Annotated in this window: 26 protein-coding genes; 10 read left to right on the top strand and 16 right to left on the bottom strand. The window is 69.0% G+C overall.

Features of this window, described 5'->3' with window-relative positions; translation table 11 throughout:
- Positions 1-44: 44 nt before the first annotated feature.
- From hutI to hutH, 5 genes are read right to left on the bottom strand one after another with little or no spacing between them, the layout of a single operon-like run.
- Positions 45-1193 (bottom strand): imidazolonepropionase, encoded by a 1149-nt coding sequence (gene hutI, locus GC106_RS10810; protein ID WP_173127732.1) that lies wholly within the window; start codon positions 1191-1193, stop codon positions 45-47.
- The gene (locus tag GC106_RS10805; protein WP_173127729.1) at positions 1190-2470 is read right to left on the bottom strand and encodes a formimidoylglutamate deiminase; all 1281 of its coding nucleotides are present in this window, start codon (positions 2468-2470) and stop codon (positions 1190-1192) included. The genes hutI and GC106_RS10805 overlap by 4 nt, the downstream gene beginning before the upstream one ends.
- Entirely contained in the window at positions 2467-3684 is a 1218-nt protein-coding gene (locus GC106_RS10800; protein ID WP_173127726.1) for an allantoate amidohydrolase, read from the bottom strand. The genes GC106_RS10805 and GC106_RS10800 overlap by 4 nt, the downstream gene beginning before the upstream one ends.
- A gap of 7 nt (positions 3685-3691) precedes the next feature.
- Complete coding sequence (gene hutU / locus GC106_RS10795; protein WP_173127723.1) at positions 3692-5335, bottom strand: urocanate hydratase; 1644 nt, start codon at positions 5333-5335, stop codon at positions 3692-3694.
- Positions 5332-6837 carry a histidine ammonia-lyase gene (gene hutH, locus GC106_RS10790; protein ID WP_173127720.1) on the bottom strand — a complete coding sequence of 502 codons (1506 nt, stop codon included), beginning with the start codon at positions 6835-6837 and terminating at the stop codon, positions 5332-5334. The genes hutU and hutH overlap by 4 nt, the downstream gene beginning before the upstream one ends.
- Before the next feature lie 149 nt (positions 6838-6986).
- Between hutH and GC106_RS10785 the strand changes: the two genes are divergently transcribed.
- A complete protein-coding gene (locus GC106_RS10785) occupies positions 6987-7763 on the top strand; it encodes an IclR family transcriptional regulator (protein WP_173127717.1) in 777 nt (258 codons plus the stop codon).
- A gap of 33 nt (positions 7764-7796) precedes the next feature.
- Positions 7797-8573 (top strand): NAD(P)H-binding protein, encoded by a 777-nt coding sequence (locus GC106_RS10780; RefSeq protein ID WP_173127714.1) that lies wholly within the window; start codon positions 7797-7799, stop codon positions 8571-8573.
- An 88-nt stretch (positions 8574-8661) separates the two neighbouring features.
- On the opposite strand, the gene GC106_RS10775 is transcribed toward GC106_RS10780, so the two are convergent.
- From GC106_RS10775 to GC106_RS10750, 6 genes are all read right to left on the bottom strand, one after another.
- Positions 8662-9579 (bottom strand): ABC transporter substrate-binding protein, encoded by a 918-nt coding sequence (locus GC106_RS10775; protein ID WP_173127711.1) that lies wholly within the window; start codon positions 9577-9579, stop codon positions 8662-8664.
- Positions 9580-9595: 16 nt separating this feature from the next.
- Positions 9596-10315, bottom strand: coding sequence for an ABC transporter permease (locus GC106_RS10770; protein ID WP_173127708.1), 720 nt, complete (start codon positions 10313-10315; stop codon positions 9596-9598).
- Positions 10312-10968, bottom strand: a complete 657-nt coding sequence (locus GC106_RS10765; protein WP_173127705.1) for an ABC transporter permease — start codon at positions 10966-10968, stop codon at positions 10312-10314. Before GC106_RS10765 ends, GC106_RS10770 begins: the two co-directional genes overlap by 4 nt.
- Positions 10965-12059 (bottom strand): ABC transporter ATP-binding protein, encoded by a 1095-nt coding sequence (locus GC106_RS10760; protein ID WP_173127703.1) that lies wholly within the window; start codon positions 12057-12059, stop codon positions 10965-10967. The genes GC106_RS10765 and GC106_RS10760 overlap by 4 nt, the downstream gene beginning before the upstream one ends.
- A gap of 124 nt (positions 12060-12183) precedes the next feature.
- Positions 12184-14895, bottom strand: coding sequence for a bifunctional diguanylate cyclase/phosphodiesterase (locus tag GC106_RS10755; protein ID WP_173127699.1), 2712 nt, complete (start codon positions 14893-14895; stop codon positions 12184-12186).
- 117 nt (positions 14896-15012) lie between these two features.
- Entirely contained in the window at positions 15013-16185 is a 1173-nt protein-coding gene (locus GC106_RS10750; RefSeq protein ID WP_173127866.1) for an NAD(P)-dependent malic enzyme, read from the bottom strand.
- A gap of 315 nt (positions 16186-16500) precedes the next feature.
- Here GC106_RS10750 and rfbC point away from each other — a divergent pair, with 315 nt between their 5' ends.
- Positions 16501-17094, top strand: a complete 594-nt coding sequence (rfbC, locus tag GC106_RS10745) for a dTDP-4-dehydrorhamnose 3,5-epimerase (RefSeq protein ID WP_173127696.1) — start codon at positions 16501-16503, stop codon at positions 17092-17094.
- On the opposite strand, the gene GC106_RS10740 is transcribed toward rfbC, so the two are convergent.
- Positions 17079-17366, bottom strand: coding sequence for a S26 family signal peptidase (locus tag GC106_RS10740; RefSeq protein WP_246365319.1), 288 nt, complete (start codon positions 17364-17366; stop codon positions 17079-17081). The two genes, rfbC and GC106_RS10740, sit on opposite strands and share 16 nt — an antisense overlap.
- Before the next feature lie 110 nt (positions 17367-17476).
- On the opposite strand from GC106_RS10740, the gene sodN reads away from it, so the two are divergent.
- Positions 17477-17890, top strand: coding sequence for a superoxide dismutase, Ni (gene sodN, locus GC106_RS10735; RefSeq protein ID WP_173127693.1), 414 nt, complete (start codon positions 17477-17479; stop codon positions 17888-17890).
- Positions 17891-18114: 224 nt separating this feature from the next.
- Positions 18115-18345, top strand: coding sequence for a dof zinc finger protein (locus tag GC106_RS10730; protein WP_173127690.1), 231 nt, complete (start codon positions 18115-18117; stop codon positions 18343-18345).
- Positions 18346-18388: 43 nt separating this feature from the next.
- Here the strand turns inward: GC106_RS10730 and GC106_RS10725 are convergent, their stop codons facing one another.
- On the bottom strand, positions 18389-19438 hold the full coding sequence (locus GC106_RS10725; RefSeq protein ID WP_312872587.1) for a glycoside hydrolase family 19 protein: 1050 nt from the start codon (positions 19436-19438) through the stop codon (positions 18389-18391).
- A 288-nt stretch (positions 19439-19726) separates the two neighbouring features.
- On the opposite strand from GC106_RS10725, the gene GC106_RS10720 reads away from it, so the two are divergent.
- Positions 19727-20335 (top strand): histidine phosphatase family protein, encoded by a 609-nt coding sequence (locus GC106_RS10720; RefSeq protein WP_173127687.1) that lies wholly within the window; start codon positions 19727-19729, stop codon positions 20333-20335.
- 54 nt (positions 20336-20389) lie between these two features.
- The gene (locus GC106_RS10715) at positions 20390-20803 is read left to right on the top strand and encodes a DUF4259 domain-containing protein (RefSeq protein WP_173127684.1); all 414 of its coding nucleotides are present in this window, start codon (positions 20390-20392) and stop codon (positions 20801-20803) included.
- A 100-nt stretch (positions 20804-20903) separates the two neighbouring features.
- Here the strand turns inward: GC106_RS10715 and GC106_RS10710 are convergent, their stop codons facing one another.
- Together GC106_RS10710 and GC106_RS10705 are read right to left on the bottom strand one after the other, a co-directional pair.
- Positions 20904-21629: a S1 family peptidase gene (locus GC106_RS10710; RefSeq protein WP_173127681.1), complete on the bottom strand. Its 726-nt coding sequence runs from the start codon at positions 21627-21629 to the stop codon at positions 20904-20906.
- Positions 21630-21753: 124 nt separating this feature from the next.
- Positions 21754-22158 carry a hypothetical protein gene (locus GC106_RS10705; protein ID WP_173127678.1) on the bottom strand — a complete coding sequence of 135 codons (405 nt, stop codon included), beginning with the start codon at positions 22156-22158 and terminating at the stop codon, positions 21754-21756.
- Between the two features lie 287 nt (positions 22159-22445).
- Between GC106_RS10705 and GC106_RS10700 the strand changes: the two genes are divergently transcribed.
- On the top strand, positions 22446-23366 hold the full coding sequence (locus tag GC106_RS10700) for a diacylglycerol/lipid kinase family protein (protein ID WP_173127675.1): 921 nt from the start codon (positions 22446-22448) through the stop codon (positions 23364-23366).
- 212 nt (positions 23367-23578) lie between these two features.
- Positions 23579-23833: a WhiB family transcriptional regulator gene (locus tag GC106_RS10695; RefSeq protein WP_173127672.1), complete on the top strand. Its 255-nt coding sequence runs from the start codon at positions 23579-23581 to the stop codon at positions 23831-23833.
- A 139-nt stretch (positions 23834-23972) separates the two neighbouring features.
- Here GC106_RS10695 and GC106_RS10690 read toward each other — a convergent pair whose 3' ends face one another.
- Entirely contained in the window at positions 23973-25484 is a 1512-nt protein-coding gene (locus GC106_RS10690; RefSeq protein WP_173127669.1) for a sensor histidine kinase, read from the bottom strand.
- A gap of 98 nt (positions 25485-25582) precedes the next feature.
- Here GC106_RS10690 and GC106_RS49695 point away from each other — a divergent pair, with 98 nt between their 5' ends.
- Positions 25583-25657: a 50S ribosomal protein bL37 gene (locus GC106_RS49695; RefSeq protein WP_370591786.1), complete on the top strand. Its 75-nt coding sequence runs from the start codon at positions 25583-25585 to the stop codon at positions 25655-25657.
- Positions 25658-25695: the final 38 nt, after the last annotated feature.

Genomic DNA, 25695 nt, shown 5'->3' with positions numbered 1-25695 from the left:
GAATGGTGGACACGGGGTGTTGGAATGGTGGACACGCGGGTGAGCTAGCGGGCGCGTTCTCCTTTGCGCCAGACGGCGTACGTCAGGGGCACGCCTGGGCGGTAGGCCAGGTGTGTGATCGAGGGGGCGTCCAGGACGTGGATGTCCGCGCGGCTGCCGGGGCGCAGGATGCCGATCTCGTTCTCGCGGCGCAGGGCTCGGGCACCGCCCCACGTTGCGGCGCGGACGGCCTCGGCCACACTCATGCGCATCTGAAGGACAGCCGTGGCAACGCAGAACGCCATCGATGTGGTGTACGACGAACCGGGGTTGCAGTTCGAGGCCAAGGCCACTGTCGCACCGGCGTTCAGGAGGGACTGGGCGTCCGGCAGGGGTTGGCGGGTCGACAGGTCGCAGGCGGGCAGGAGTGTCGCCACGGTCTCCGAACTGGCGAGGTCGTCGATGTCGGACTTCGTCAGGTACGTGCAGTGGTCGACGGATGCCGCGTTCATCTCGACCGCGATCCGCACGCCTGGGCCGTAGTCCAGTTGGTTGCCGTGGACGCGCAGGCCGAGGCCGTGCTTCGCGCCTGCCGCCAGCACCGCGCGGGACTGCGGGCCGTCGAAGGCGCCGGTTTCGCAGAAGACGTCTATCCAGCGGACATGCGGCGCGACCGCGTCGAGCATCTCACCGCGGACCAAGTCCACATAGGAATCCGCGTCCCAGTCGCCGGGCACGAGGTGCGCGCCGAGAAAGGTCACTTCGTCGACCTCCGAAGAGGCCAGGACCGCTGACCGCAGTTCGTTGGGCACGTCGAGGCCGTAGCCGGTCTTGGTCTCGATGTACGTCGTGCCTTGGGATACCGCCTCGGCGACGTGCTTGCGCACGACAGCGGTCAGTTCAGCGTCCGAGGCGGCACGAGTGGCCCCGACCGTCACGGCGATCCCGCCCGCGCGGTACGGCTCGCCGGCCATCCGGGCGGCGAACTCGGTTGTCCGGTCACCGGCGAAGACCAGGTGGGTGTGGCTGTCGACCCAGCCGGGCAGCACTGCTCTGCCGGCCAGATCCACGGCGGAGTCCGCGGCAGGCGCCGACGCGGCCGGGCCCGCCCACACCACTGACGGCCCGTCGATCACCAGGGCCGCGTCCCGCAGAGTTCCCAGTTCGTCGTCGTTCGTGGTCAGCTCGCCGATTCCGGTGAGCAGCAAACTCATCGCCACAACTCCTCTGTCGCCTCGGCCAGCAGCCGTCCGACGTCGCCGACGCGATGGTGCCCGTCCTCGACGATCACCTTTCCACCGGCGATGACCGTGTGCACATCAGCCGCAGTGGCCACCATCATCACCTGCTCCGGCAGGCATCCGGCGGTACGTGGTGTGTCGAGCGAGATCGCGACGAGATCGGCGAAATCCGACGGCCAGCCGAGGCTGGCGTGGGCCGTCAGTGCCGAGAACAGCTCTGACGGTGCGAACCGGCCGCGCTGTCCTGTGCGCAGCCGTTCACCGTGTTCCAGCGCACGCGCCTCCAGCAGTGGATCGATCACCGCGTGTTGGTCGCTGCCAAGCGAAAGCACGCTGCCCGCGTCGGCGAGCTCACGTGCGGGCCCGATCCCGTCGGCCAGGTCGGCCTCCGTGGTCGGACAGAAACAAGCGCCGGTCCGCGTCGAACCAAGCAGCATGATGTCCTCAGTAGACAGATGGGTCGCGTGAACGGCCGTGGTACGAGCCGAAAGCGCGCCCACGGAAGCCAGCAGCTCCGTGGGACTCAGACCATACGCGGCGAAGCAGGCCTCGTTCTCGGCGGGTTGCTCGGACAGGTGGACGTGCAGCGGACCGGCCGGCCACGCCGAAACGACCTCACGCAACGCGGGCCGAGGCACCGCGCGGACGGAGTGGATCGCGGCCCCGGCGAGCAGCGTCGAGTCCGACCGCAGGGCGGAGACCCGGGAGGCCCAGGCGTCCACCGAGCCGTCGGAGAACCGGAGTTGTCCCGGTGCCAACGGCTGGTCGATTCCTCCGGCCAAGTAGCAAGTATCCAGCAAGGTCACCCGGATACCCGCGTCGTGAGCGGCCTGGCGCAACGCCTCGGCCATGGCGTTGGGGTCCGCGTAAGGAACGCCGCCCGGGGCATGGTGCACGTAGTGGAACTCACCGACGCACGTCACTCCGGCCAGCGCCATCTCGGCGTACACCGCGGTCGCCAGCTTCCGATACGAGTCCGGGTCCAGCTTTCCGGCCAGCGCGTACATGCCGGTGCGCCACGTCCAGAACGTGCCGCCGTCCGCGTGCGTCCGGCCGCGCAAGGCCCGGTGGAAAGCGTGCGAATGCGCGTTGGCGAAACCCGGCAGGACCAAGCCGGTCAGCCGGCGCGCGTCCGGCGGGCACGGCGAATCCGGCGTCACAGCCGTGATCCTGCCGTCGGCCACGTCGACGAGAACACCGGATCGCACGCCTGACAGGTCCAGCCAGGCGTGCTCACACCAGAACCTCATGCCGGATCGACTTTGTGGGCCAGTTTCTCGAGCACCTTGGCCAGCGCTTCGACACCGGCCTCGCAGTCCGCGGGCTCGGCGTGCTCGGCAGGCGCGTGGCTGACGCCGGTCGGGTTCCGCACGAACAGCATCGCGGTCGGCACGTGAGCGGCGAGGATTCCCGCGTCATGCCCGGCGCCGGTCGGCAGGGCCGGCACGTTGCCCAGAGCCGTCACGAGCTCGTCACGCAAGGCGGAGTCGAAGTGCACAGCGTCCCCATAGGACTCCTCGGTGACGGTCAGCTCGCAGCCCTCGTCCCTGGCTGCCTGCTTGGCCGCCGCGGTGATCCGCTCCACCACCGATCGGGTCCGGCCGTCGTTGGGCGCCCGCGCGTCGAGCCAGACGTCCACGGTCGAGGCGATCACGTTCGTGCCACCGGGCGTGGGCTCGATCCGGCCGACCGTCGCCCGTGATCCGTCCACACTGGACGCCGCCCACCTGGCGGAAAGCACCAGCTGGGAGGCCGGGAGCATCGGATCGTGCCGCGAGCCCATCGGCGTGGCACCGGCGTGGTTGCCCTGGCCGGAGAACCGGAACCGCCAGCGGCCGTGCGCCAGGATCGACGTGGCCACGCCGACCGGCGCGTCCAGGTCGATCAGCCCACGGCCCTGTTCGACGTGCAGTTCGACGAACTGGCCGATCCGGGACAGTGCCTGCTCGTCCCTGCCGATCCTGGCCGGATCGAGCCCGGCGGCCTTCACCGCGTCGGCGAAGGTGTCGCCGGACTGGTCCTTCAGGTTCAGCGCCGCCGCCGCGGGGGTGGCGCCGGTGAGCAGCCGGGAACCGAGGCACGGCACGCCGAACCGGCCGCCCTCCTCCTCGGCGAACACCATCAGCGCCAGCGGCCTGCCGGGCTGGAAGCCCTTGGCCCGCAACACGTCCACCGCCGCGAGGCCGGAGACCACGCCGAGCGGCCCGTCGAACGCGCCGCCGCCCGGCACCGAGTCCAGGTGGCTGCCGGTGACCAGCGCGTCCGGGCCTGGCGCACCCCACCAGGCCCAGATGTTGCCGTTCCGGTCGACCTCGACGTCCAGGCCGCGCTTGCCCGCCTCGGCCGTGAACCACTCGCGCAGTTCCAGTTCCGAGGGGTCGAAGCCGTGCCGGGAGTATCCGCCGCGCCGGGGGTCCGTACCCACGTCCCGGATGGCGGTCAACAGCTCGGTCGCCGTGGTCATAGCAAGATCATGCCCGGGTCATCGGGATATGCACACCCCGTGATTGCGCGATTTCCGCCGCACGGTCGTATCCGGCGTCCACATGGCGTAGTACGCCCATCCCCGGATCGTTGGTCAGCACCCGTTCGATCTTCTGCGCGGACAGGTCCGTTCCATCTGCGACAGTGACCTGTCCGGCGTGGATGGACCGGCCGATGCCCACGCCACCGCCGTGGTGGACGGACACCCACGTCGCCCCGGACGCGGTGTTGACCATGGCGTTGAGCAGCGGCCAGTCGGCGATCGCGTCCGAGCCGTCGGCCATCCCCTCGGTCTCCCGGTAGGGCGAGGCCACCGAACCGCAGTCGAGGTGGTCGCGGCCGATCACGACCGGCGCGGACAGCTCGCCGCTGGCCACCATCTCGTTGAACCGCAGGCCGGCCAGGTGCCGCTCGCCGTAGCCCAGCCAGCAGATCCGGGCCGGAAGACCTTGGAAGGCAACACGTTCCCCGGCCATCGTGATCCACCGGGCCAGCGACTCGTTCTCCGGGAAGAGCTCAAGGATCGCCCGGTCGGTGGCGGCGATGTCCTTCGGGTCGCCGGACAGCGCGGCCCACCGGAACGGGCCCTTGCCCTCGCAGAACAGCGGCCGGATGTACGCCGGGACGAAGCCGGGGAAGTCGAAGGCCCGTTCGCAGCCACCGAGTTTGGCCTCGCCGCGCAGCGAGTTGCCGTAGTCGAAGACCTCGGCGCCCTTGTCGAGGAAGCCCAGCATCGCGTCGACGTGCTCGGCCATCGAGTCACGGGCGCGGTCGGTGAACTCGTCCGGCTTCTTGGCCGCGTAGTCCGGCCAGTCCTCCAGCGCCACGCCTTTGGGCAGGTACATCAACGGGTCGTGGGCGGACGTCTGGTCGGTGACGATGTCGGCCTCGACGCCCCGGCGCAGCAGTTCGGGCAGCACCTCGGCGGCGTTTCCCACGACACCGACCGAGAGTGGCCGTCCCTCGCGCTTCGCGGTCTCCGCCCGTGCGATCGCGCTGTCCAAATCGGACGCCAGTTCGTCCAGGTAGCGGGTCTCCAGCCTGCGCTGGGCGCGCTGCGGGTCGACCTCGACGACCAGCGCGACACCGTCGTTCATGGTCACGGCCAACGGCTGGGCGCCGCCCATGCCGCCAAGGCCTGCGGTGACGGTCAGGGTACCGCGCAGCGAGCCGCCGAACTTCTTGGCGGCGATGGCCGCGAAAGTCTCGTAGGTGCCCTGCAGGATGCCCTGGGTTCCGATGTAGATCCACGAACCCGCGGTCATCTGCCCGTACATGGTCAGTCCCGCGGCTTCGAGCCTGCGGAACTCCGGCCAGCTCGCCCAGTCGGGCACCAGGTTGGAGTTGGCGATCAGCACGCGCGGCGCCCACTCGTGGGTGCGCAGCACGCCCACCGGACGGCCGGACTGCACGAGCAGCGTCTCGTCCTGGTTGAGCTCGGTCAGCTCGCGGGTGATCGCGTGGAAGCTCGGCCAGTCGCGGGCGGCCTTGCCGGTGCCGCCGTAGACCACCAGGTCCTCCGGCCGCTCGGCCACGTCCGGGTCCAGGTTGTTGTGCAGCATGCGAAGCGGGGCCTCGGTCGCCCAGCTCTTCGCGGTCAGGGTGGTGCCGGTGGCGGCCCGAACGGTCACTTGATGCCTCCAGAGCGGATCAGTTCTTCGGCGGCGGCGATTTCGGGCGCGAGGTGCCGGTCCGGCCCTGGCCCGGGCACGCGGGTGCGCAACGCCGCGACGGCCGCGGCGGTCGCCGTGGCCGGTTTGAGCGGGGCACGCAGGTCCAGCGCGCGTGCCGCGGTGAGCAGCTCGATCGCGAGGACCGTGGTCAGGCCGTCGACCGCCTTGCGCAGCTTGCGCGCGGCCGCCCAGCCCATCGAGACGTGGTCTTCCTGCATGGCGCTGGTGGGGATCGAGTCGACCGACGCGGGTACGGCGAGTCGCTTGAGTTCCGCGACCACGGCGGCCTGGGTGTAGTGCGCGATCATGTGCCCGGAGTCCACGCCCGGGTCGTCGGCGAGGAACGCGGGCAGGCCGTGGGAGCGGGCGACGTCGAGCATCCGGTCGGTACGGCGCTCGGCCATGCTGGCCACGTCGGCCACCGGAATCGCCAGGAAGTCCAGCACGTAGGCGATCGGCGCGCCGTGGAAGTTGCCGTTGGACTCCACGCGGCCGTCCGCCAGCACGACCGGGTTGTCCACCGCGGACGCCAGCTCCCGGTCGGCGACGAGCTCCGCGTGCGCGATGGTGTCCAGCGCGGCACCGTGCACCTGCGGCGAACAGCGCAGCGAGTACGCGTCCTGCACGCGCGTGCAGTCCGGTCCTCGATGGCTGGCGACGATCTCGGAGTCGGCCAGGATCTCGGCCATCCTCCGCGCGGACTCGCCCTGGCCCGGGTGCGGCCTGAGCGCGTGCAGTTCGGCCTGGAAGACGCGGTCGGTACCGAGCAGCGCCTCGACGCTCATCGCCGCGGTCAGGTCGGCGACCCGGATCAGCCCGCGCAGGTCGGCGACGGCCATGATCAGCATGCCGAGCATGCCGTCGGTGCCGTTGATCAGCGCGAGGCCTTCTTTCTCGGCCAGCTCGACCGGGGTGATCCCGGCCTGCCGCAACGCCTCGGCGGCGGGCCGCAGCACACCGTCCACGCGGACGTCGCCTTCGCCGGTCAACGCCAGCGCGATCGACGACAGGGGCGCGAGGTCGCCGGAACACCCCAGCGAACCGTACTCTCGCACGACAGGGACGATCCCGGCGTTGATCATGCCGGCCAAAGCCTCCACAGTGGACGGCTTCACGCCACTGTGGCCCATCGCGAGCGTGCGCAGGCGCAACAGCATCAGCCCACGGACGACCTCGGCCTCCACTTCCGGCCCCGCGCCCGCCGCGTGCGAACGGACCACCGCGTGCTGCAACGCGGTCCGCCGAGCCGGTGGGATGTGGCGGACCGCGAGCGCGCCGAAGCCGGTGGAGACGCCGTAGGTCGGTTCAGGCCGTGACGCGAGTCGTTCGATGTGCTCACGCGACTGCGCCACGGCGCGTAGGGCCTCGTCGGTCAGACGAACGCCCACGCCATCACGAGCGACCGCGACCACGTCGGCGCGGCTGATCGGGGTGAGACCCAGGGCTACCGGTTCTGCCATGGAGCCATCACACCCCGTCGATCACCTCCGCACGACCCGGCACAGCCCGATGCTGTCTGAAATCCCAGACATTCCCTCGTGAGTGTTTATCCGTGTTCTAACCCCGATAAACACTCACGAGGGGGGAGCTGGGGGTTAGCGTGGCACGCGTGGTGACGAGTTCGGACGTGCCCGCGTTGCGTCGTGGCCTGGCCGTGCTGCGGCTGATCGCCGGGCGGCCGGGCCCGGTCTCGGCCGCGACCGTGGCCCGTGAGCTGGGCCTACCGCGGTCGACCACGTACCACCTGCTGGCCGAGCTCGCCGAGGCCGGGTTCGTGACCCACCTGCCCGAGGAACGGCGGTACGGGCTCGGCGTGACCGCTTTCGAGGTCGGCTCGGCGTACCTACGGCAGGACCCACTCGAACGGCTCGCACGGCCGTTGTTGCGCCGGTTCGCCGACCGGGTCGGGCACACCGGGCACCTGGGCGTCCTGCACGGCGCCGAGACGCTGTACGTGGTCCGCGAGCAGCCGTCGCACCCGCAGTCGCTGGTGACGTCGGTTGGCGTGCGGCTGCCCGCGCAGTTGCCCGCGTCCGGCCGGGCGATGTTGGCGTTCCTGCCTGCCGCGCAGGTCAGGGCGTTGTTCCCGGGCAAGGACAGCTTTGTGTCCCGGACCGACCGCGGGCCGCGTGACCTGCCTGCACTGCGCCGGTTGCTCACCGCGGAACGCCGACGTGGCTGGGCGGTCGAGGACGGCTACGTCACGGCCGGATTCGCGTCGGTCGCCGCGCCGATCTTCGACCACGGCGGACGGCCGATCGCCGCGATCAGCGCGACCTTCCGGCACACGTGTGATCCCGAGTGCGGGGAGACATGGCCGGACCTGGCCGCCGAGGTGCGGAAGGTCGCACTCGAGATGACAACCCGCGTCGGCGGCCGCGGTTGACCTGAACCTGGGTTGACGTTGCACGCTCAGGGCATGACGATTCTTGTGACAGGGGCGACCGGAAAGGTCGGCGGCCAGGTCATGGCCCAGCTTCCGGTGCCCGCCCGGGCCTTCTCCCGCTCCACCGGCGGTGACGTGACCGATGTGGACAGCGTGCGGGCGGCCCTTGACGGTGTCACCTCGGTCTTCCTGGTCTGGCCGTTCTTCCACGTCGAGGGCCTCGAACCAGTGGTGGACGTGATCGCGTCCTCGTCGGTCCGGCGTGTGGTGTACCTGTCCTCGGCGGGGGATCCGGAGTGGGCGCTGGCGGCCGAGGCCCTGATCGAGAAGTCCGGTGTGGAGTGGACTTTCCTGCGGCCCACCGGGTTCGCCGGGAACACGTTGCTGTGGGCTGACGAGATCAAGGCGTCCGGCGTGGTCCGGGCGCCGTACGGTCAGCTGGCCCGGCCGCTGATCCACGAGTACGACATGGCCGCCGTCGGCGTGCGGGCGCTGCTTTCCGACGATCACGTTGGGGCGAAGTACCTGTTGAGCGGGCCGGAACTGGTTTCGCAGGTCGAGCAGGTTCGGATCATCGGTGACGTCATCGGCCGGGATCTGCGGTTCGACGAGCAGCCTGCGGAGGAGGCGCGGGCAAAGATGATCGCCGCCGGGTGGCCGGAGGCTGTGGCCAACGGGGCTTTGGCGGCTTGGGCCGGGATGGTCGCTGATCCGGAGCCCGTCACGTCCACTGTGGCCGAGGTGACTGGTTCTCCGGCCAGGTCCTTCCGGGCCTGGGTGGCGGATCATGTGGCGGACTTCAAGGTTTGAACCTGTGCTGGCCTGTCCCTGGCCTCACCAAACGCACAACAAGGGCCTGCCGGGCACCAGCCCGGCAGGCCCTTGTTGTTGTGACGCGTCAGATTCCGGCTGAGGCGAGCCAGTCCTGGGCGACCTTGGACGCGTCCGGCTTGTCCGGGGCGGCCAGTTTCGCGTTGAGGTCGAGCAGGGTCTTGGTGTCGAGTTTCGCCGAGATCTTGTTCAGGGTGTCCTTCACCACGTCGGACGCCTTCTTGGCGTTGATCACCGGGATGACGTTCTGCGCCGCGAAGTTGTTCTTCGGGTCCTCCAGCACGACAAAGCCGTTGGCCTCGATCGCGGCGTCGGTGGTGAAGATGTCCGCCGCCTGGATGTCCCCGTCGAGCAGGGCCTTGGTGGTGATCGGGCCGGGTTCGAGGGACTTGTAGTCCTTGAAGGTCAGGCCGTAGCGCTCCTTCAGCCCGGGGATGCCGTCCGGCCGCTGCTGGAACTCCGGCGGGCCACCGAAGGTGATCTCCCCGGCGTGCGGCACGAGGTCGGCGATCGACTTCGCGTTGTACTTCGCCGCCGTCTCCTTCGTGATCACCACGGCGTCCTTGTCCTCCGCCGCGGCCTTGTCCAGCACCTGCAGCGACTGCGGCAGGACCTTCTTCAGCTCGGCGTAGACCTCGTCCGAGCTCGTCGCGGTCGCCTTCTTGTCCAGGTACTGCAGCAGCACGCCGGTGTACTCGGGCACCAGGTCGATCGAGCCGTCCTGGATGCCGGGGAAGTACGTCTCACGGCTGCCGATGCCCAGCTTCTTGTCGACCTTGACGCCCTTGGCCGACAGGGCCTGGGCGTAGATCTCCGCCAGCAACCTGCTCTCGGCGAAGTTGGCCGAGCCGACGATGATCGTGTCGGTCGGCGCGGGGTTGCCGGTCGCGTTGTTGCCTGCCAGCGGGTCTGATGAGCCGCCGCATGCAGTGAGCATGAGCGCCGCCGCCACGGCGGTCGCCAGCCCGGCGAGTGTGCGCTTCATCGTTGGTTCTCTCTCCTCATGCGGTTTCCACTGCGATTTCCACCGGCCGCACGGTGCGGTCACGGCGGCGGGTCGGGTTGCGGCGCAGGCCGCGGGACACAACGAGCCGCTGTAGCAGGATCAGCAGCCCTTCCAGAGCCAAGGCGACGACGGCGATCACGATCGTGCCGCCGAGGGTCTGGGCGAAGTCACGCAAGTACAGGCCGTCGATCACGAACCGGCCGAGGCCACCGAGCGAGACGTAGGCCGCGATCGTCGCCGTGGCGAGCACCTGGAGAGTCGCCGCACGCAGGCCGCCGAGGATCAGCGGCAGCGCGTTGGGCAGCTCCACGCGCATGAGGATGCGGCCTTCCTTCATGCCCATCCCGCGTGCCGCGTCCACAACGGACCGGTCGACGTTCCTGATGCCGGAGTACGTTCCGGCCAGCAGCGGCGGGATGGCCAGGACCACCAGCGCCAGCGTGACCGGCAGCAGGCCGATGCCCATCAAAAGGACCAGCAGGATCAGCAGGCCGAGCTCGGGGATCGCGCGCAGCGCGTTGACCGCGCCGACCAGGAACCCGCCTTTGCCGCTGTGCCCGATGACCATGCCGATCGGCAAGGCGATCACCAGACCGAGCAGCACGGCCAACGCCGTGTAGCCGAGGTGTTCCAGGACGCGCGCGGGAATCCCGCTCGGTCCTGACCACTGTTCTGGCGCGAAGAGCCACGCGAACGCGTTGCCGAAACTGTTCACTTCGCCGCCCCCACCGCTCGCCCGGCCCTGGCCCACGGCGTGAGCAGCCGCCCGGCCAGCAGCAACAGGCCGTCGAAGACCATCGCCAGCAGGAAGATCAGGATGATCGCCACGACGATCTCGTCGTAGTTCTCGACCGCGAACCCGTCGGTGAACAACGAGCCGAGCTGCGGCACGCCAAGGATGGCGGCCACGCTGGTCAGGCTGATGTTCGACACGGTCGCCACACGCAGGCCCGCGACCAGCACGGGCACCGCGAGCGGCAGCTCGACGCCGAAGAACCGGCGGACCGGCCGGTACCCCATCGCGTCGGCCGCGGCGATCACGTGCGGCGGGACGGCGGCGAGCGCGTCGGCGACCGACCGCACGAGCAGGGCGACGGTGTAGATCGTCAACGCGATGATCACGTTGATCTCGTCGAGCACCCTGGTGCCCAGCAACGGCGGCAGGATCAGGAACAGCACGAGCGACGGGATCGTGTACATGATGCCCGCGACCGGCACCAGGATCGCGCGGGCCACCGGCCACCGGTTGGCCACCCAGCCGAGCGGGATCGAGATCACCAGGCCGAACAGCACCGGCAGCAGCGCGATCACCAGGTGGTACCCGGTGAGTTCGAGGACCGCGTCGATGTTGCGGGACAACCAGTTCATGTCTTGCTCACGGCTTGCGGGTGGCCCTCGATCAGGTCGAGCACCTGGCGGGCGGTGATCACGCCGACGTACTTGCCGTCCTCGTCGACGACCACGCCGCGACTGGCCGGAGAGGACAGTGCCGCGTCCAGCGCGCCACGCAAGGACGTTCCCGTCGTGTAGAGGGAACCGCCTGCCACCAACGGTTCCCGGGTCAGCGAACCGTCCACTGAGGTCCCGGGTGGCAACCAGCCACACGGATGCCCGTCCGAGTCGAGCACGAGTACCCAGTCGGCGACGGTCTCCGCGCGCGGCTTCCCCAGCTTCGCGGTCTCGACCCGGTCGACCGAGATCCCGGACGACTCCAAAAAGGACAGTCCACGGTAGCCGCGGTCACGGCCGACAAAACCCGCGACGAACTCGTCCGCCGGGTACCGCAACACGTCCGCCGGGGTGCCGTACTGCGCCAGCACACCGCCTTTGCGGAACACGGCCACCTTCTCGCCGATCCGCACGGCCTCGTCGATGTCGTGCGTGACGAACACGATCGTCTTGTCCAGCTCACCCTGCAGGCGCAGCAACTCGTTCTGCAGGTCCTCGCGCACGACCGGGTCAACCGCGCTGAACGGCTCGTCCATCAGCAGGATCGGCGGATCCGCGGCCAGCGCCCGAGCCACGCCGACCCGCTGCTGCTGCCCGCCGGACAGCTGCACCGGGTACCGCCTGCCCATCTCCGCGGGCAGGCCGACGGTCTCCAGTAACTCGGCCGCCCTCGCCCTGGCCTTGCGCTTGTCCCAGCCGGACAGCAGCGGCACGGTCGCGACGTTGTCCAGCACTGTCCGGTGCGGAAAGAGCCCGGCCTGCTGGATGACGTACCCCATGCCACGGCGCAACAACGCCGGCTCGGAGTCCCTGATGTCCTTGCCGTCGATCAGGATCGTGCCCGAGGTGGCCTCGATCATACGGTTGACCATCCGCAGCGAGGTGGTCTTGCCACACCCCGACGGCCCCACGAACACCGTTATGGTGCCTGCCTCCACCGTCAGGTTCAGCTTGTCGACGGCGACAGTGCCGTCGGGATACTGCTTCGTCACGTCCCGGAACTCGATCACCGGGGCCCCGTTCGTCGCGGCGGCCTCCTGCCGGCCGCCTCAGGTCTGATCGACCCTATCCCGAGGTACCGACAACGGCACGGAATTCCAGGATATGACCAGGCCGGACGGTGTCGACGCCAGATCAGGTCGGCGGGACGTGCAGCGGTCCGAGTTCCAGCAGCGCACGGAACTCGTCCGCGGGCACCGCACGGGACAGCAACCAGCCCTGGTAGGCCTCGACGCCGATGTCACGCAACATGCTGAACTGCGGTGCGGTCTCCACGCCTTCGGCGACACAGGTCCGGCCCATCGCCCTGGCCAGGTCCACCACCGCACGGGCGACCGCGAAGTCGGACGGATCGGTGCCGATCCCGGCGACGAACCGGCGGTCGACCTTGATGATCTGCGCGGGCAGCTCCTTGAGCCGCGCCAACGAGGAATAGCCGGTGCCGAAGTCGTCCACGGCGAACCGCACGCCCCGGGAGACCAGGTCGGCCATGGCGGACCGGCTGCGTGACGGCAGGTCCACGAAGCTGGTCTCGACCAGTTCGAGCACGACTCGTTCCCACTCCACCCCGGAACCGGCGATCGCGGTGGCCACGACGTCGACGAACTCGGGGTCGCCGGGTACCAGCCCGGCCAGGTTGATCGCTACCGAGACCTGTCTGCCCGCCGTCTCCGGCCAGGTCTTCGCCTCCCGCAACGCGGTCCGCAGCACCCACCGGTCCAGGTCACGCAGCAGGTCGCCCTGTTCGGCCACCGGGAGGAACTGGCCTGGGGTGAGCAGTCCGCGATCCGGGTGCGGCCACCGGACCAGTGCCTCGGCAGTCAGGATCGTGCCGTCGACGCCGACGACAGGTTGGTAGTACAGGACAAGGCCGTCGTTCCCTAATGCCTCCCGCAGCTGGCCTTCCAGATACATCTGGCTGTCCGCGGACGCCATCAGCGCGGCGTTGGCGAGCGAAACCCTTCCCGCGCCCCGTCTTTTCGCCTCGAACATGGCCGCGTCGGCGAACCTGAGCAGATCGGCACCGGTGGTGTCCGGTCCGCTCGGGACGGCCGCACCGACCGATGCCGACACCCGCAACAGCTGGCCGCGCACCGGAACCGCGGTCCGGAAGAGGTGCGCGACCTTGGTCGCCAGCTCGTCCACGCCGCCTGCCTTGTTCTGGTCCCGGCAGATCACCACGTACTCGTCGCCCGACATCCGCGCCGCCGTGCAGCCCTCGGGCAGGCCATCCTCCAGCCGCCGGGCCAGCGCGACGAGCAGCTCGTCACCGGCGTCGTGGCCGAGGGAATCGTTTACTCGCTTGAAGTTGTCCACGTCGCAGAACAGCAGAGCGACGTCCTTCGCCCCCGGCCCGCTCAGCAGTCCGGCCAGCAGCTCGTTCACAGCGGCGCGGCCGGGCAGGCCCGTGAGGTCGTCGTGCGTGGCCTGATGACGGAGCAACTCCGCGGCCCGCCGCCGTTCGGTCACGTCCTGGAAGACCACCAGCCAGAACCGGCGCCCGTCGTCGGCGACCGACGACACCACGTTGAGTTCGCAGTAGACGGGATCGCCGGCGGCCGTGACCATGACACGTTGTCCCGCGGCCAATCGTGCCCGTGGGTCGTGGTCGGGATGCGTCAGCTTCTCCACGGTCAGCCCGCGCAGCCGCTCCAGGCCCATCCCCAGCAGCTTGCACAGCGCGTCGTTGGCGTCCACCAGCCGCTCGCCCGCGTCGAACAGCCCGATCCCGACCGGGGTGATCGCCACCAGGTCGGTAAACCGCTGGCTGGACCGCTGCATCCGGCTCTCGGTCGACCGCTGCTCGGTCACGTCCTGCGCGGTGCCGACCATCACCGGGCCGTCCTTGCGGCCCGCGAACGAGGCGCCACGGCAGCGCAACACCCTGACTTGGCTGTCCGGCCGGACCACCCGGTACTCGCACACCACGGCCTCGCCGCTGTCGGCCAGCCGGCGCCACGTGCGATCCACCCAGGACCGGTCGTCCGGGTGGACGAACTCCAGGTAGTCGTCGTAGGTCATGGCCGACCGGGGCTCGACGCCGAACAGCTCGTAGAGCATCGTCGACCAGACGCAGTCACCGGTCGCGGTGTTCCACGCCCAGGTGCCCAGCAGGGCCACCCGCTGGGCGTCCTCGAAGAGCCTGCGGTCCAGGCCGCGCTGGCGGTCCGGCGCCCGCAGCTTCGAGATCTCCTGCACGATGCCGCGGACCCGGCAGACCTCGCCCGCGTCGTCGAACACCGGCTGGGCGCGGACCAGGAAGACCCGGTCGGTGTCGCGTTCCCGCAGCTCCAGCTCGATCGGCTCGCTGTCCGTGCACTCCAGCAGCCGTTCCCGGAACTCGATGACCGCGGGCAGGTCCTCCGGGTGGGTCCGGAACAGCAATTCCGCCTCGGTGTCGTCAGCGCCGAGATTGACGTCGAGCAGCTCGTGGAGTGGTTCGCTGTAGTACGTGCGGCGCTCGGCGACGACGTGCACGAAGCTGCCGAGGCCGGAGATCCGCTGCACCTCGATCAGTTCTTCGGCGCCGAACCGGCCGCCGTTGACCGGCGGCCCGAACACGACGGTGACCTGACCGGCGTCCTGCTCCAGCCGCAACGCCGTGACCTCGACGGACGTCCCGTCCGGACGGAGCACCCGCTGGCCGGACTCGTCCTCGGCGAGCAGACCGGCCAGCGACTGGCCGACCAGCTCGTCCGGGGCATGCACGCCGGCGAGCACGGCCGCACCCAGGTTCGCCTGCACCACCAAACCGTCCGAACAACGGACCCAGCCCGCCTCGGCCGGCGACGAATCGGACAGTGCCGATCCCCGCGCCGACCCCGCAGGCTCGACCAGTTCGGCCACGGTGCCACCCTTCCCGCGCCTTTAACCCGGGCGGGCCGAGCGCCATCCTGGATACGTACCTCCCGCCGCGCCGATCAGGCTACCGTCCTGCTGTGAACAATCAATCCCTGCCTGTGATCAGGCGACTCCGTCGCGCACCGCCGCAGCGGCCACGGCCTGCGCCACCTCAGGCGCGACGCGGGGGTCGAGCGCGCTGGGCATGATGTGGTCGGCGTCCAGCTCGTCGAGCGCGACCGCGTGGATCGCCTCGGCCGCCGCCAGCTTCATGTTCTCGGTGATCCGGGTGGCACCGGCGTCCAGCGCGCCACGGAAGATGCCGGGGAACGCCGAGACGTTGTTGATCTGGTTCGGGAAGTCGCTGCGACCGGTCGCCACGACGGCCGCGTGCCTGCGGGCGATGTCCGGGTGGATCTCCGGGTCCGGGTTGGACAGCGCGAAAACGCTGGCGCGAGGCGCCATCGTGGCGATCAGCTCCGCCGGGACCTGGGAGGACGACAGCCCGATGAACACGTCCGCGCCGCGCAGGGCCTCGGCGATCCCGCCGCGCAGCCCGCTCGCGTTGGTCACCTCGGCCAGCTCGGCCTTGTAGCGGTTCAGGCCGTCGCGGCCGGGGTGGATGATGCCGCGCGAGTCGAGCAGCGTGACCTCGCCGACGCCCGCCGCGATCAGGATCTTCGCGCACGCGATGCCGGACGAGCCCGCACCCGCGATGACCACCCGCAGGTCCTGCAACGCGCGGTCGGTGACCGTTGCGGCGCCTCGCAAGGCGGCGAGCACGACCACGGCGGTGCCGTGCTGGTCGTCGTGCATCACCGGGCAGTCAAGGGCTTCGATCAGTTTGGCCTCGAGTTCGAAGCACCGCGGGGCCGAGACGTCCTCGAGGTTGACCGCGCCGAACGACGGCCGCAGCCGCACCAGCGTCTCGACGATCTCGTCGACGTCGGTCGTGTTGAGCACCAGCGGGATCGAGTTCAGTCCGCCGAACGTCTTGAACAGCGCGGACTTGCCCTCCATCACGGGAAGGGACGCCGCCGCGCCGATGTCGCCGAGCCCGAGCACGGCGGTGCCGTCGCTGACCACCGCGACCAGGCGGTGCGTCCAGGTGTGCGTGCGGGCGACCTTCGGGTCCTCGGCGATCGCGCGGCTGACCTTCGCCACCCCCGGGGTGTAGGCGATGGCCAGCGTGCGCGGATCGGAGATCGGCCGCGGGACCCCGATATCGAGTTTCCCGCCCTCGTGCGCGCGGAAGATCTCGTCGTCGGTCACCGGCTTGGCCAGTTCTTCATCCATAGCAGTCACAGGAGGCGTCCTCAAAAAGTCAGCTGTGCGTGGAACGACGCTGGAAACGGCGCGGTGGCACCGGATGTCGAGCGGCGTCGGCCGCCCGGCCGCACCCATCCGCTGGTTGGACGGTGCGACCGCGGACGCTGCGGTTCGACCAGTGTGGCACCTGTCCGGAGGAGTGTCTGCGGCGGGGATCACAGTTTTCCCGACGATTTCCGCATGTCAGGGCCCATTTTCGCAAGACGTCCGTCCGGTTTGTACTCACAACGCGCAGGCGGAGCGCCTCACGATCGGTCAAGTCGGCTCCTTAGACTCTCGGGTATGCACGTACGCGAGTTGTCGATCGCCGGGGTCTTCGAGTTCACCCCGCGGACCTTCGAGGACAGCAGGGGCCTGTTCGCCGCGCCGTTCCAGGGCGACGTCTTCGAGGAAGCGGTCGGCCACCCGTTGCGGCTGGCGCAGACGAACCACAGTGTGTCCAGCCGTGGCGTGATCCGCGGCGTGCACTTCGCCGAGACCCCGCCGGGACAGGCGAAGTACGTCTACTGCCCGCGCGGCTCGATGCTGGACGTCGTGGTGGACATCCGGGTCGGCTCCCCGACGTTCGGGCAATGGGACTCAGTGCTGCTCGACGCGCGCGAGTACCGCGCACTGTATGTACCGGAAGGCATCGGGCACGCGTTCGTGGCGTTGGAGGACGACACCGCGATGAGCTACCTCTGCTCCACCGGCTACAACCCGGGACGCGAACACGGCATCACCCCGTTGGACGAGTCACTGCGCCTGCCGTGGCCGATGGACATCGAGCCGATCCTCTCGGAGAAGGACACGAAGGCCCCGACCCTGGCCGAGGCACAGGCGGCCGGCCTGCTGCCGACGTACGACGCCTGCGTGGCGCACTACCGGAGTTTGTAGATCATCACCCCGAGCACCTCGGCCGGCCCGAGCTCCCGCGAGTCGGTGGACGCGAACGGGTTGTCACCGACCACGAAGTAGCCCGGCTCCCTGACCCGCTTGATGGACAGCTGCCCTGGCCTGCTCGCCCACCGGACGAGCACGACGTCACCCGGCCTGGCCTTGCTCGTCCGGCGAACGAGCACGACATCGCCGTCCTTGAGCGTCGGGGCCATCGACGGGCCCCGGACGGTGACGAAACGTATCGGCCACCAGCCCAGCGGATGAGCCAACGATCACCTCCGACTGCCAGGCCCGGCACGCGCGAGTAAGGTCCCCATTGTCGGAGCATCCGTAAGTGAATAGTGCGCCTATGTAGGCGCATACTGCCAGGGAGGCACCCATGCGACTGCCGTCGCTCAGGGCGCTCGTGCGCCCTCGGCTGGAAGCAACCGCTCACTGCGACCTGCCGTGCGGCGTGTACGACCCAGCCCAGGCCCGGATCGAGGCCGAATCGGTCAAGGCGATCCAGGAGAAGTACCAGGCCAACGAGGACCCCGAGTTCCGCACTCGGGCGATCCAGATCAAGGAGCAGCGCGCCGAGCTGGTCAAGCACCACCTGTGGGTGCTGTGGACCGACTACTTCAAGGCCCCGCACTTCGAGAAGTACCCGCAGTTGCACGACCTGTTCAACCGCGCCACGAAGGCCGCGGGCGCCTCGGGCGCCAAGGGCAGCATGGACCCGGCCAAGGGCCAGGAACTGCTCGACCTGATCGCGGAGATCGACAAGATCTTCTGGGAGACCAAGCAGGGCTGAGGTCAGTTGACCTGAAGACGGCGTCCACCTTCTCCGGTGGGCGCCGTTTTGTCGAACGGACCGTTTCGGCGGTATTCGGGTGTCCGCGCGGCTGCGACACTGGCCCGGACCACTAGGGTCGTCTGTTCCTGTCTCGGTGATCGGCAGAGGTTGGCAATGCGCCACCTCCTGGTTGGCCGTGGGGGTGCAGGCGCTCCTGCTTCGCCGTGCGAAGGGGATCGCTCATGTCGACGTCCGTCGAGCTGATCGCGGCTGTGCCCGTGTCCATCGCGACAGTGCTCCTGGCCTTGCGGTACGGGCCTTTCGCACTGGTGACGCTGCTGGCCGGTGTTGTGGCGGCGCTGACCAAGCAATCCGGTCGGGGCGACCGGGCGTTGGCCGTCCTTCGACTGCTCCACCGTTCTCAGCCGCGGAGCGCCTGCAAGGGCTGTCGTCGGTGCACAGGTCAGATGTGAGCGGCGCCCGCGGGGAAGGCGGGCGCCGGTCACGGAGCGGAACTCAGCAGTAGAGGTTGTTGCCCGCCGGTACGCCGAGGATGCCGACGAAGCGGGTGTAGTTGTTCACGCGGTTCTGGACCTGTGCGGGGTTACGGCCGTTGCATTCCAGCGAACCGTTGATGCTGCGGATGGTCTCGCCGAAGCCCGCACCGTTGACCATCGCGTTGTGCGGGGTCATGGTTCCGGGGCCGTTCTGGGTGTTCCAGTACCAGAGGCCGGTCTTCCACGCGACGGCCGCGTCGTTCTGCACGAGCCACGGGTTGGTCAGCAGGGGCAGGCCGAGGGCGTCGCCCGCGGCCTTGTAGTTGAAGTTCCAGCTCAGTTGGATCGGGCCGCGGCCGTAGTACGCCGCCTGACCTGCCGGGCAACCGTAGGGCTGTGAGGCGTCGCAGTAGTGCGGGTAGTTGGCCTGGTTCTGCTCGACGATGTGCACGAGGCCGCCGGTCTCGTGGTGCACGTTGGCCAGGAACGCGGCCGCCTCCTGCTTGCGTACGACGTCGCTGCCGGTCTTGGCGAAGCCCGGGTACGCGCTCATCGCCGTCACCAGGCCGCTGTAGGTGTAGAACGGGTTCCGGCTCGGGAACATCTGGTTGAACTGCGCCTCGGAGACCACGAAGCCTGACGGGTCCGGCGGCGTCGTGCCGCCGCAGGTGTACGGCTCCCAGAACCAGGTGCTGATCACCGGGTCGTAGCCCGGGTTGTCGTGCTCGGCGATGTAGTACTTGCCGTCCGTGTACTTGACGATGTCGCCGGCCACGTAGTTCTTTCCGGCCACCCAGTTCGGGTGGTCGCACCCCGGCGGCGTGGTCGTGCCGCCGCACGCCCCCTGGTCAGCCCATACGTCGACGGTTCCCGGGGTTTCGTTCTGGGTCCACCACTTCGCGGACCAGTTGCGGCCGTTGTGGGAGGCCGTCATGCCTCCGGTGTAGACCTGGGACGCACTCCACGCCGAAGCGCAGGCGGGTGCGGCCGTGGCCAGGGGCGAGACAACAACCATGGCGCCAATGGCCGCGCATGCGGCCAAGGCCGCCGAAAGGCGGCGTAACAACACGGCTAACTCCTTAGGCAGGGTAAGGAATGTCGTCGTCACGTGACTCAGCCCACTAAACCGCAATTGGTCTATACCAGTCAAGCCTCATGCGCGAGGTTCAAGCCGGCCCGCACGGGGAACCCTGAACCATGGTGTTGCACCTGGTATGGACGCTTCTGTCGGCGATGAGCCGCCGGCGTCGCCGAACCATGCGCAAGGTCCTACCGGACAAGCGTTTTGTAAGCAGTACGACGCAGCTCACACCGCCAACTCCCAGCGGCTGAGCGGCCACGCTCTTAGGATCGCCGAGTGGCAGACGAAAAAGCCTCCGCTGTGTACATCCTCCGCCATGGCCAGACCGAATGGTCGGCCAGCGGCAAGCACACCGGCGTCTCCGACATCCCGCTGACCGAGAACGGTGAGCAGCAGGCGCGCCGCGCCGGTCTGGTGATGAGCACGCTGCGCGGCAGCGCGGTCCCGCCCTACCGCGTGCTGACCAGCCCACGGCAACGCTCGGTCCGCACCGCGGAACTCGCGGGCCTGACCGTCGACGAGAAGCTCGAAGAGCTCGCCGAATGGGACTACGGCGACTACGAAGGCCTGACCACTCCCCAGATCCGCGAACAGGTACCTGGCTGGACCGTCTGGTCGCACCCGTCGCCCGGCGGCGAGGAGGCCAAACAGGTCAGCGACCGTGCCGACGCGGTCCTCGCGCGGGTCAAGGAGCTGCTGCCGTGCGGCGACGTGATCCTTGTGGGGCATGGGCATTTCAGCCGCGTGCTGATCGCGCGCTGGCTCGACCTGCCCGCCACCCACGGCGTCCACTTCGGACTTGACCCGGCCGGCATCGCGGTGCTCGACCACGAGCGCGGCGAACCCCGCATCGGCCGGTTGAACGTACCGCCGCTGGACGTCTGACATCCCGGAGTACGGTTTGCCGCGCACAATCTGCATCACGCGAGGAGCAAGCCGATGGGTGCCTGGGACACGGGTGCTTTCGACAACGACGACGCGGCGGACTTCGCCGGGGATCTGAACGACGCGGACCCCGCCGACCGGGCCGGCCTGATTCGTGAAGCGCTGGAAGCCGCCGCCGACAACGAGGACTACCTCGAAGTGACCGAGGCGAACGCGGCGATCGCCGCCGCCGCGATCGTCGCGTCGCAGCAGCCGGGCGGCCCGGAGGTCGACTCGGTGTACGGCCCCGAGTTCCTCACCGACGGGCAGGGCATCGAGCTGCCGGACGACTTCGTCGAACTGTCCCTGCGCGCGATCGCGCGGATCCTGTCCGAGGAGTCCGAGTGGCGTGAGCAGTGGGAGGAGGCCGAATCGCTGGACGAGGCGATCGGCGCCCTCGAGCCGATCAGGGCCGCGCTCAACCGCTAGCGGCGGCAGCGGGAACCCGCTGACACTCCGCTGTGGACTCGGAAACCGGGAAAGCGGGCCCGGCCGCAGGGATACCGGGCCCGCTTCGTGATCGCGGCGCTTACACGCCCGCGATGGACTGGATCCAGGACCGGTACCGCGTGATGTTGGTGTACGCGGTGCGGGTGGCGCGGTCACTCGTGGACGCGACGCCGACCTGGCGGCCGGACGCGAACATCGGGCCACCGGAGTCGCCACCGGCGGTGATGCCGTCGATCCGGCTGGCGCACACGGCGATGCCGCCGCGGTAGTCACTGCAGGACACCGAGGTGACCCGCACGTTGGCGACCTTCAGGTACCGCGACTGGCAGTTGATCTCCGGCTGGCCGGTGCACGTCGCACCCCAGCCGTAGACCTGCACGGTCTGGTTGACCGCCACGTTCGACGTGGTGCCCAGCGGCGAGTAGGTGCCCTGGTACGGCTGGGACAGCCGGGCGATGGCCAGGTCGGCGGTGGGGTGGGTGGTGATCTGGGCGGCCGTGCGCATCTGGCCGCCGGAGGTCTGGTCGAGACTGCCGATCCGGAACGTGTAGGTGCCGCTGCCCGCCACGCAGTGCTGCGCGGTCAGCACGTAGTTCGGGGCGATGACCGTGGCGGTGCAGTTCTGCTGGCCGTTGCGGAACAGCCGGGCCGCCCACGGGGCGTTGGAGGCGTTGCCGCCGCCGATGATCATCGGCGTGACGTCGGTGGGCTCCGCGACGGGTGCCGCGGAGGCCGCCGGAGCGGCGATGCCCATGACGGCGAGGGTCACTCCCGCCAGGGCCATACCAAGACGCGCGAACTTCATGGAGATCACTCGATTCCGCGGCGGAGCACCGCCGCTTGCAGGGTGGAATCAGGGACCTACCTAGGGTCACCCGATCGAGTGAGTCCATGTACCCGTCAAAAGTCGGGTTCGCGGTGTTTCGGAGTCAGTTCGCGTCTTCGCCGGAAGTGCCGTGCCCGTCCGCCCACGCCCGGGAGGACGTCCGGAACAGCAGCACGAGCACCACGACGCAGAACACCGCGGCCGGGATGCCGTAGCCGGGCTGACCGGACGGGCCGATCGCGTACCACGAGACACCCAGCAGCAGGATCTGGACCGCGGTCGCCGGGCCGCGGGCCCACCGCTTGCCGAGCAGCAGGCCGATCCCGCAGGCGAGCACGCCGCCGAAGATCACCACGAAGTAGCCGGCCTGGCCGTAGACGTTCAGTCCTGGCTGGGAACTACCGCCGATCAGCAGGACGACCGCGAACGCGATCCCGGCGAGCCCTTCGATGCCGACCAGCAGGCCGGCCGCTTTCACCGTGCCGGGCACGGCTGTGTCACTGGTCACGAAACTTCCTGGTGGCTGCGGGATTGTGACGTTCGGTGCGTGGTAACCGATCGTATGCCACCCGGACGGACGGTCCCATCTGGCTCGGAATCGGGCGATGATCCTTACCAGGTCGTCGTCGAGCGGATTGGTCGTCCGGGTGCACTCGTCACGACAGCGAACCGATGGCGGGACGAAGGGAGCACGATCACTGGCAGCAACCAGGTGACTCATATGGGTTATGCCACGCCACTCGTTCGGACCACGCGCCGGGCGGAGATACCGACGCACTGTTTTACGCTGCGGTCATGCGTGCAGTGCTGGTAGTCAATCCCCAGGCGACGGCGACAACGCCCGCCGGACGGGACGTGCTGGCGCACGCCCTGGCCAGCGAGGTGAAGCTGGACGTCATCGAGACCGACTACCGCGGTCATGCGATGAAGGCCGCCGCCAAGGCCGCTGAGGAGGGCGTGGACCTGGTCGTCGCCCACGGCGGGGACGGCACAGTCAACGAGGTCGTCAACGGCCTGCTCACGGCGGGCTCACCGGCCCCGATGCTGGGTGTGGTGCCAGGCGGATCGGCGAACGTGTTCGCGCGCGCCCTCGGGTTGCCGCGTGACCCGGTCGAGGCGACCGGTGTCCTGCTGACCGCGATCGAGCGGAACCGCACCCGCACGGTCGGGCTGGGCCGTGTCTCGTGGCACGACGGCAGCAGATTTTTCACATTCAACGCCGGAGTCGGCTGGGACGCCGACGTCGTCGAGTGGGTGGATCGCAAGCGCGGCAAGCAAACCAGCCCGTACCTGTACGCCAGGGCGGCGATGGCGTGCTACCTGAAGCCCGCACACGGCCAGCCTCAGCTGCAGATCGAGATCCCCGGCGAACAGCCACACCAGGGCGGCCGGCTGGCGTTCGTCTCGAACACCGACCCGTGGACCTACCTGGGCAACCGGCCCGTGCACCTGAACGCGGGCTGCACCTTCGACGGCGGTCTCGGGCTCTATTCGCTGAACACCCTCCGCTTGCCGACCGTACTTCGTGCACTTCGCCAAGCCGTGTCCAAACGAGGAAACCAGCACGGCGGGAAGGTTCTGCGGCGCGACGACGTTGAGTCGATCAGGGTCACCGCCGAGGAGCCAGTACGCCTCCAGGTGGACGGTGACCTCGTCGGCGAGCGGACGAACGTCGAGTTCACGTCGGTTCCGAGGGCACTTGTGGTTGCCGTCTGACCGATTGGGTACTTGAGATATCGGGCGTGTGATGCAAGGTCACACTAGGTCCGGTGAATACGTGCTGCCGTCGATCTTTTGGGTGAGTTCACTCACCGGCCACAGAACACCTCTTGACATCCGGCTGGTTCGTGAAAGCATTCACAAGCACCCCGAACGACCGAATGACGACGACTGGCGCGCCGAAGCGCGCCTGGCAAGGAGCTAGGAAAATGGACTGGCGCCACCGCGCGGCCTGCCGTGACGAGGACCCCGAGCTGTTCTTCCCCGTGGGGAACAGCGGTCCTGCGCTCCTGCAGATCGCCGAGGCGAAGGCCGTTTGCACCCGCTGCCCCGTGACCTCCTCGTGCCTGTCCTGGGCCCTCGAAAGCGGCCAGGATGCTGGCGTATGGGGCGGGATGAGTGAGGACGAGCGACGCGCTCTCAAGCGGCGCAACGCTCGCACCCGGGCGCGCAGCAACGCCTGAGGCTCTGCAACCCGCGCAATCCAAAGCGCTTATGGGCCCGGTACCGACAACCTCGGTACCGGGCCTTTAAGTTTCCCCAGCTCACCCCTCGTGAGTGTTTATCCGTGTTCTAACCCTGACAACCACTCACGAGGGGTGATCAGCGGCGATGGGACAGGGGGACGCGCAGGACGGCTTCCGTGCCGCGAGGTTCCCTGCGCCGAAGCGACAACGAGCCGCGCAGTTCGGACTCCACGAGTGTGCGGACGATCTGCAGACCGAGTCCGTCGGTGCGCTCCAACGAGAATCCCCGCGGCAGTCCCTTGCCGTCGTCCGAGATGACCACGTCGAGCCAGCGCGCCGAGCGGTTGGCCGAGATGGTCACCTCGCCGCCCTGGCCGCTCGGATACGCGTGCTCCACCGCGTTCTGGGCCAGTTCGGCGACGACCATCACGAGCGGCGTGGCGAGTTCCGCCGAGACGACACCGAACTGCCCGCCGCGCCGGACCTTCACGTGCGACTCGGCGACGGCGACATCGCCGACCACGGGGATCACCTTGTCCAGCAACGTGTCCAGGTCGACCCGTTCGTCCACGGACATGGACAGCGTTTCGTGCACCATCGCGATCGCGGCGACCCGGCGCACGGACTCGGCGAGCGCGGCCTTGGCCTCCGGGCTGTTGGTGCGGCGGGATTGCAGGCGCAGCAACGCGGCCACGGTCTGCAGGTTGTTCTTCACCCGGTGGTGGATCTCGCGGATCGTGGCGTCCTTGGACAACAGCGCCCGATCACGCCGTTTCACCTCGGTCACGTCACGCACGAGCACGAGCGCGCCCGCCGGGGTGTCCATGGGCCGCAACGGAAGCGCACGGAACAGCACCACCGCGCCACGTCGTGACTCCACTTCGGTGCGCATGCTCGGCTGGCCGTCGATCGCGGCGAGCATGCGCTGCGCGATCTCGGTGGCGTCGAAGGGATCCGCGATCAGCGACCGGGTCAACGGAGCCAGCCGGACACCGACCAGATCGGCGGCGTGCCCCATCCGGTGGTACGCCGACAACGCGTTCGGGCTCGCGAAGATCACGGTTCCGTTGGCGTCCAACCGGATCAGGCCGTCGCCGACACGTGGGCTGGTGTGCACGTCCGCGGTCGGCTCGACGCTCGGGAACGTCCCGTCCGCGACCATCTGGCACAAATCGCCCGCGCTGCCGAGATACGCGATCTCCAACGGTGACGGCACCCGCGGCACGGCCAGGTTCGTCTCACGGGACAGCACGCCGACGACTTCGCCGTCGTAGACCACCGGGATCGTTTCGCGGCGTACCGGCACGCCCAGGTACCAGTGCGGGTCCTCTTCGCGGCAGACGCGCCGTTCGACCACGGCCCTGCGTAGCTGCGGGTGGTCGGACACCTTGATGAACGTGCCGACGATGTCCTCGGGGTGCGCGGTCGGCGCGGTCGTCGGACGGGCGTGCGCGACGCAGAGGAACTCGCCGCCGAGCCGGTCGCCCGTGTCGTTCTCGTGCTCCTCGACGTACGGGACCCACAGCAGGAAGTCCGCGAAGGACAGATCGGACAGCAACTGCCACTCGGCGACCACCTTCTGCAGGTGGTCGACGGCACCCCCGGGCAGTCCGGTGTGCTCGGCCAGCAGATCAGCGAGTGTCGACAACGGCGCTCCTCTCCCCGGCCGATCCAACCACGGTCCGAACGGCTGTCGCGGACCTGTCACAATGGGCTGACAAGGCAACCATGCAGTAGGAGATTCGCATGTCGAAGCGCGCACGCAAGCGTCGCGACCGCAAAAAGGGTGGCGCCAACCACGGCAAGCGCCCGAACAGCTGAGCGCGAAACGGCCCCGGAGGACGTCCTCCGGGGCCGTT

This window comes from Kibdelosporangium persicum (assembly GCF_013280595.1).
GTDB classification, from domain to species: domain Bacteria; phylum Actinomycetota; class Actinomycetes; order Mycobacteriales; family Pseudonocardiaceae; genus Kibdelosporangium; species Kibdelosporangium persicum.
The sequence above is the reverse complement of the archived record's forward strand: the minus strand, read 5'-3'. Positions and strand labels throughout refer to the sequence as shown.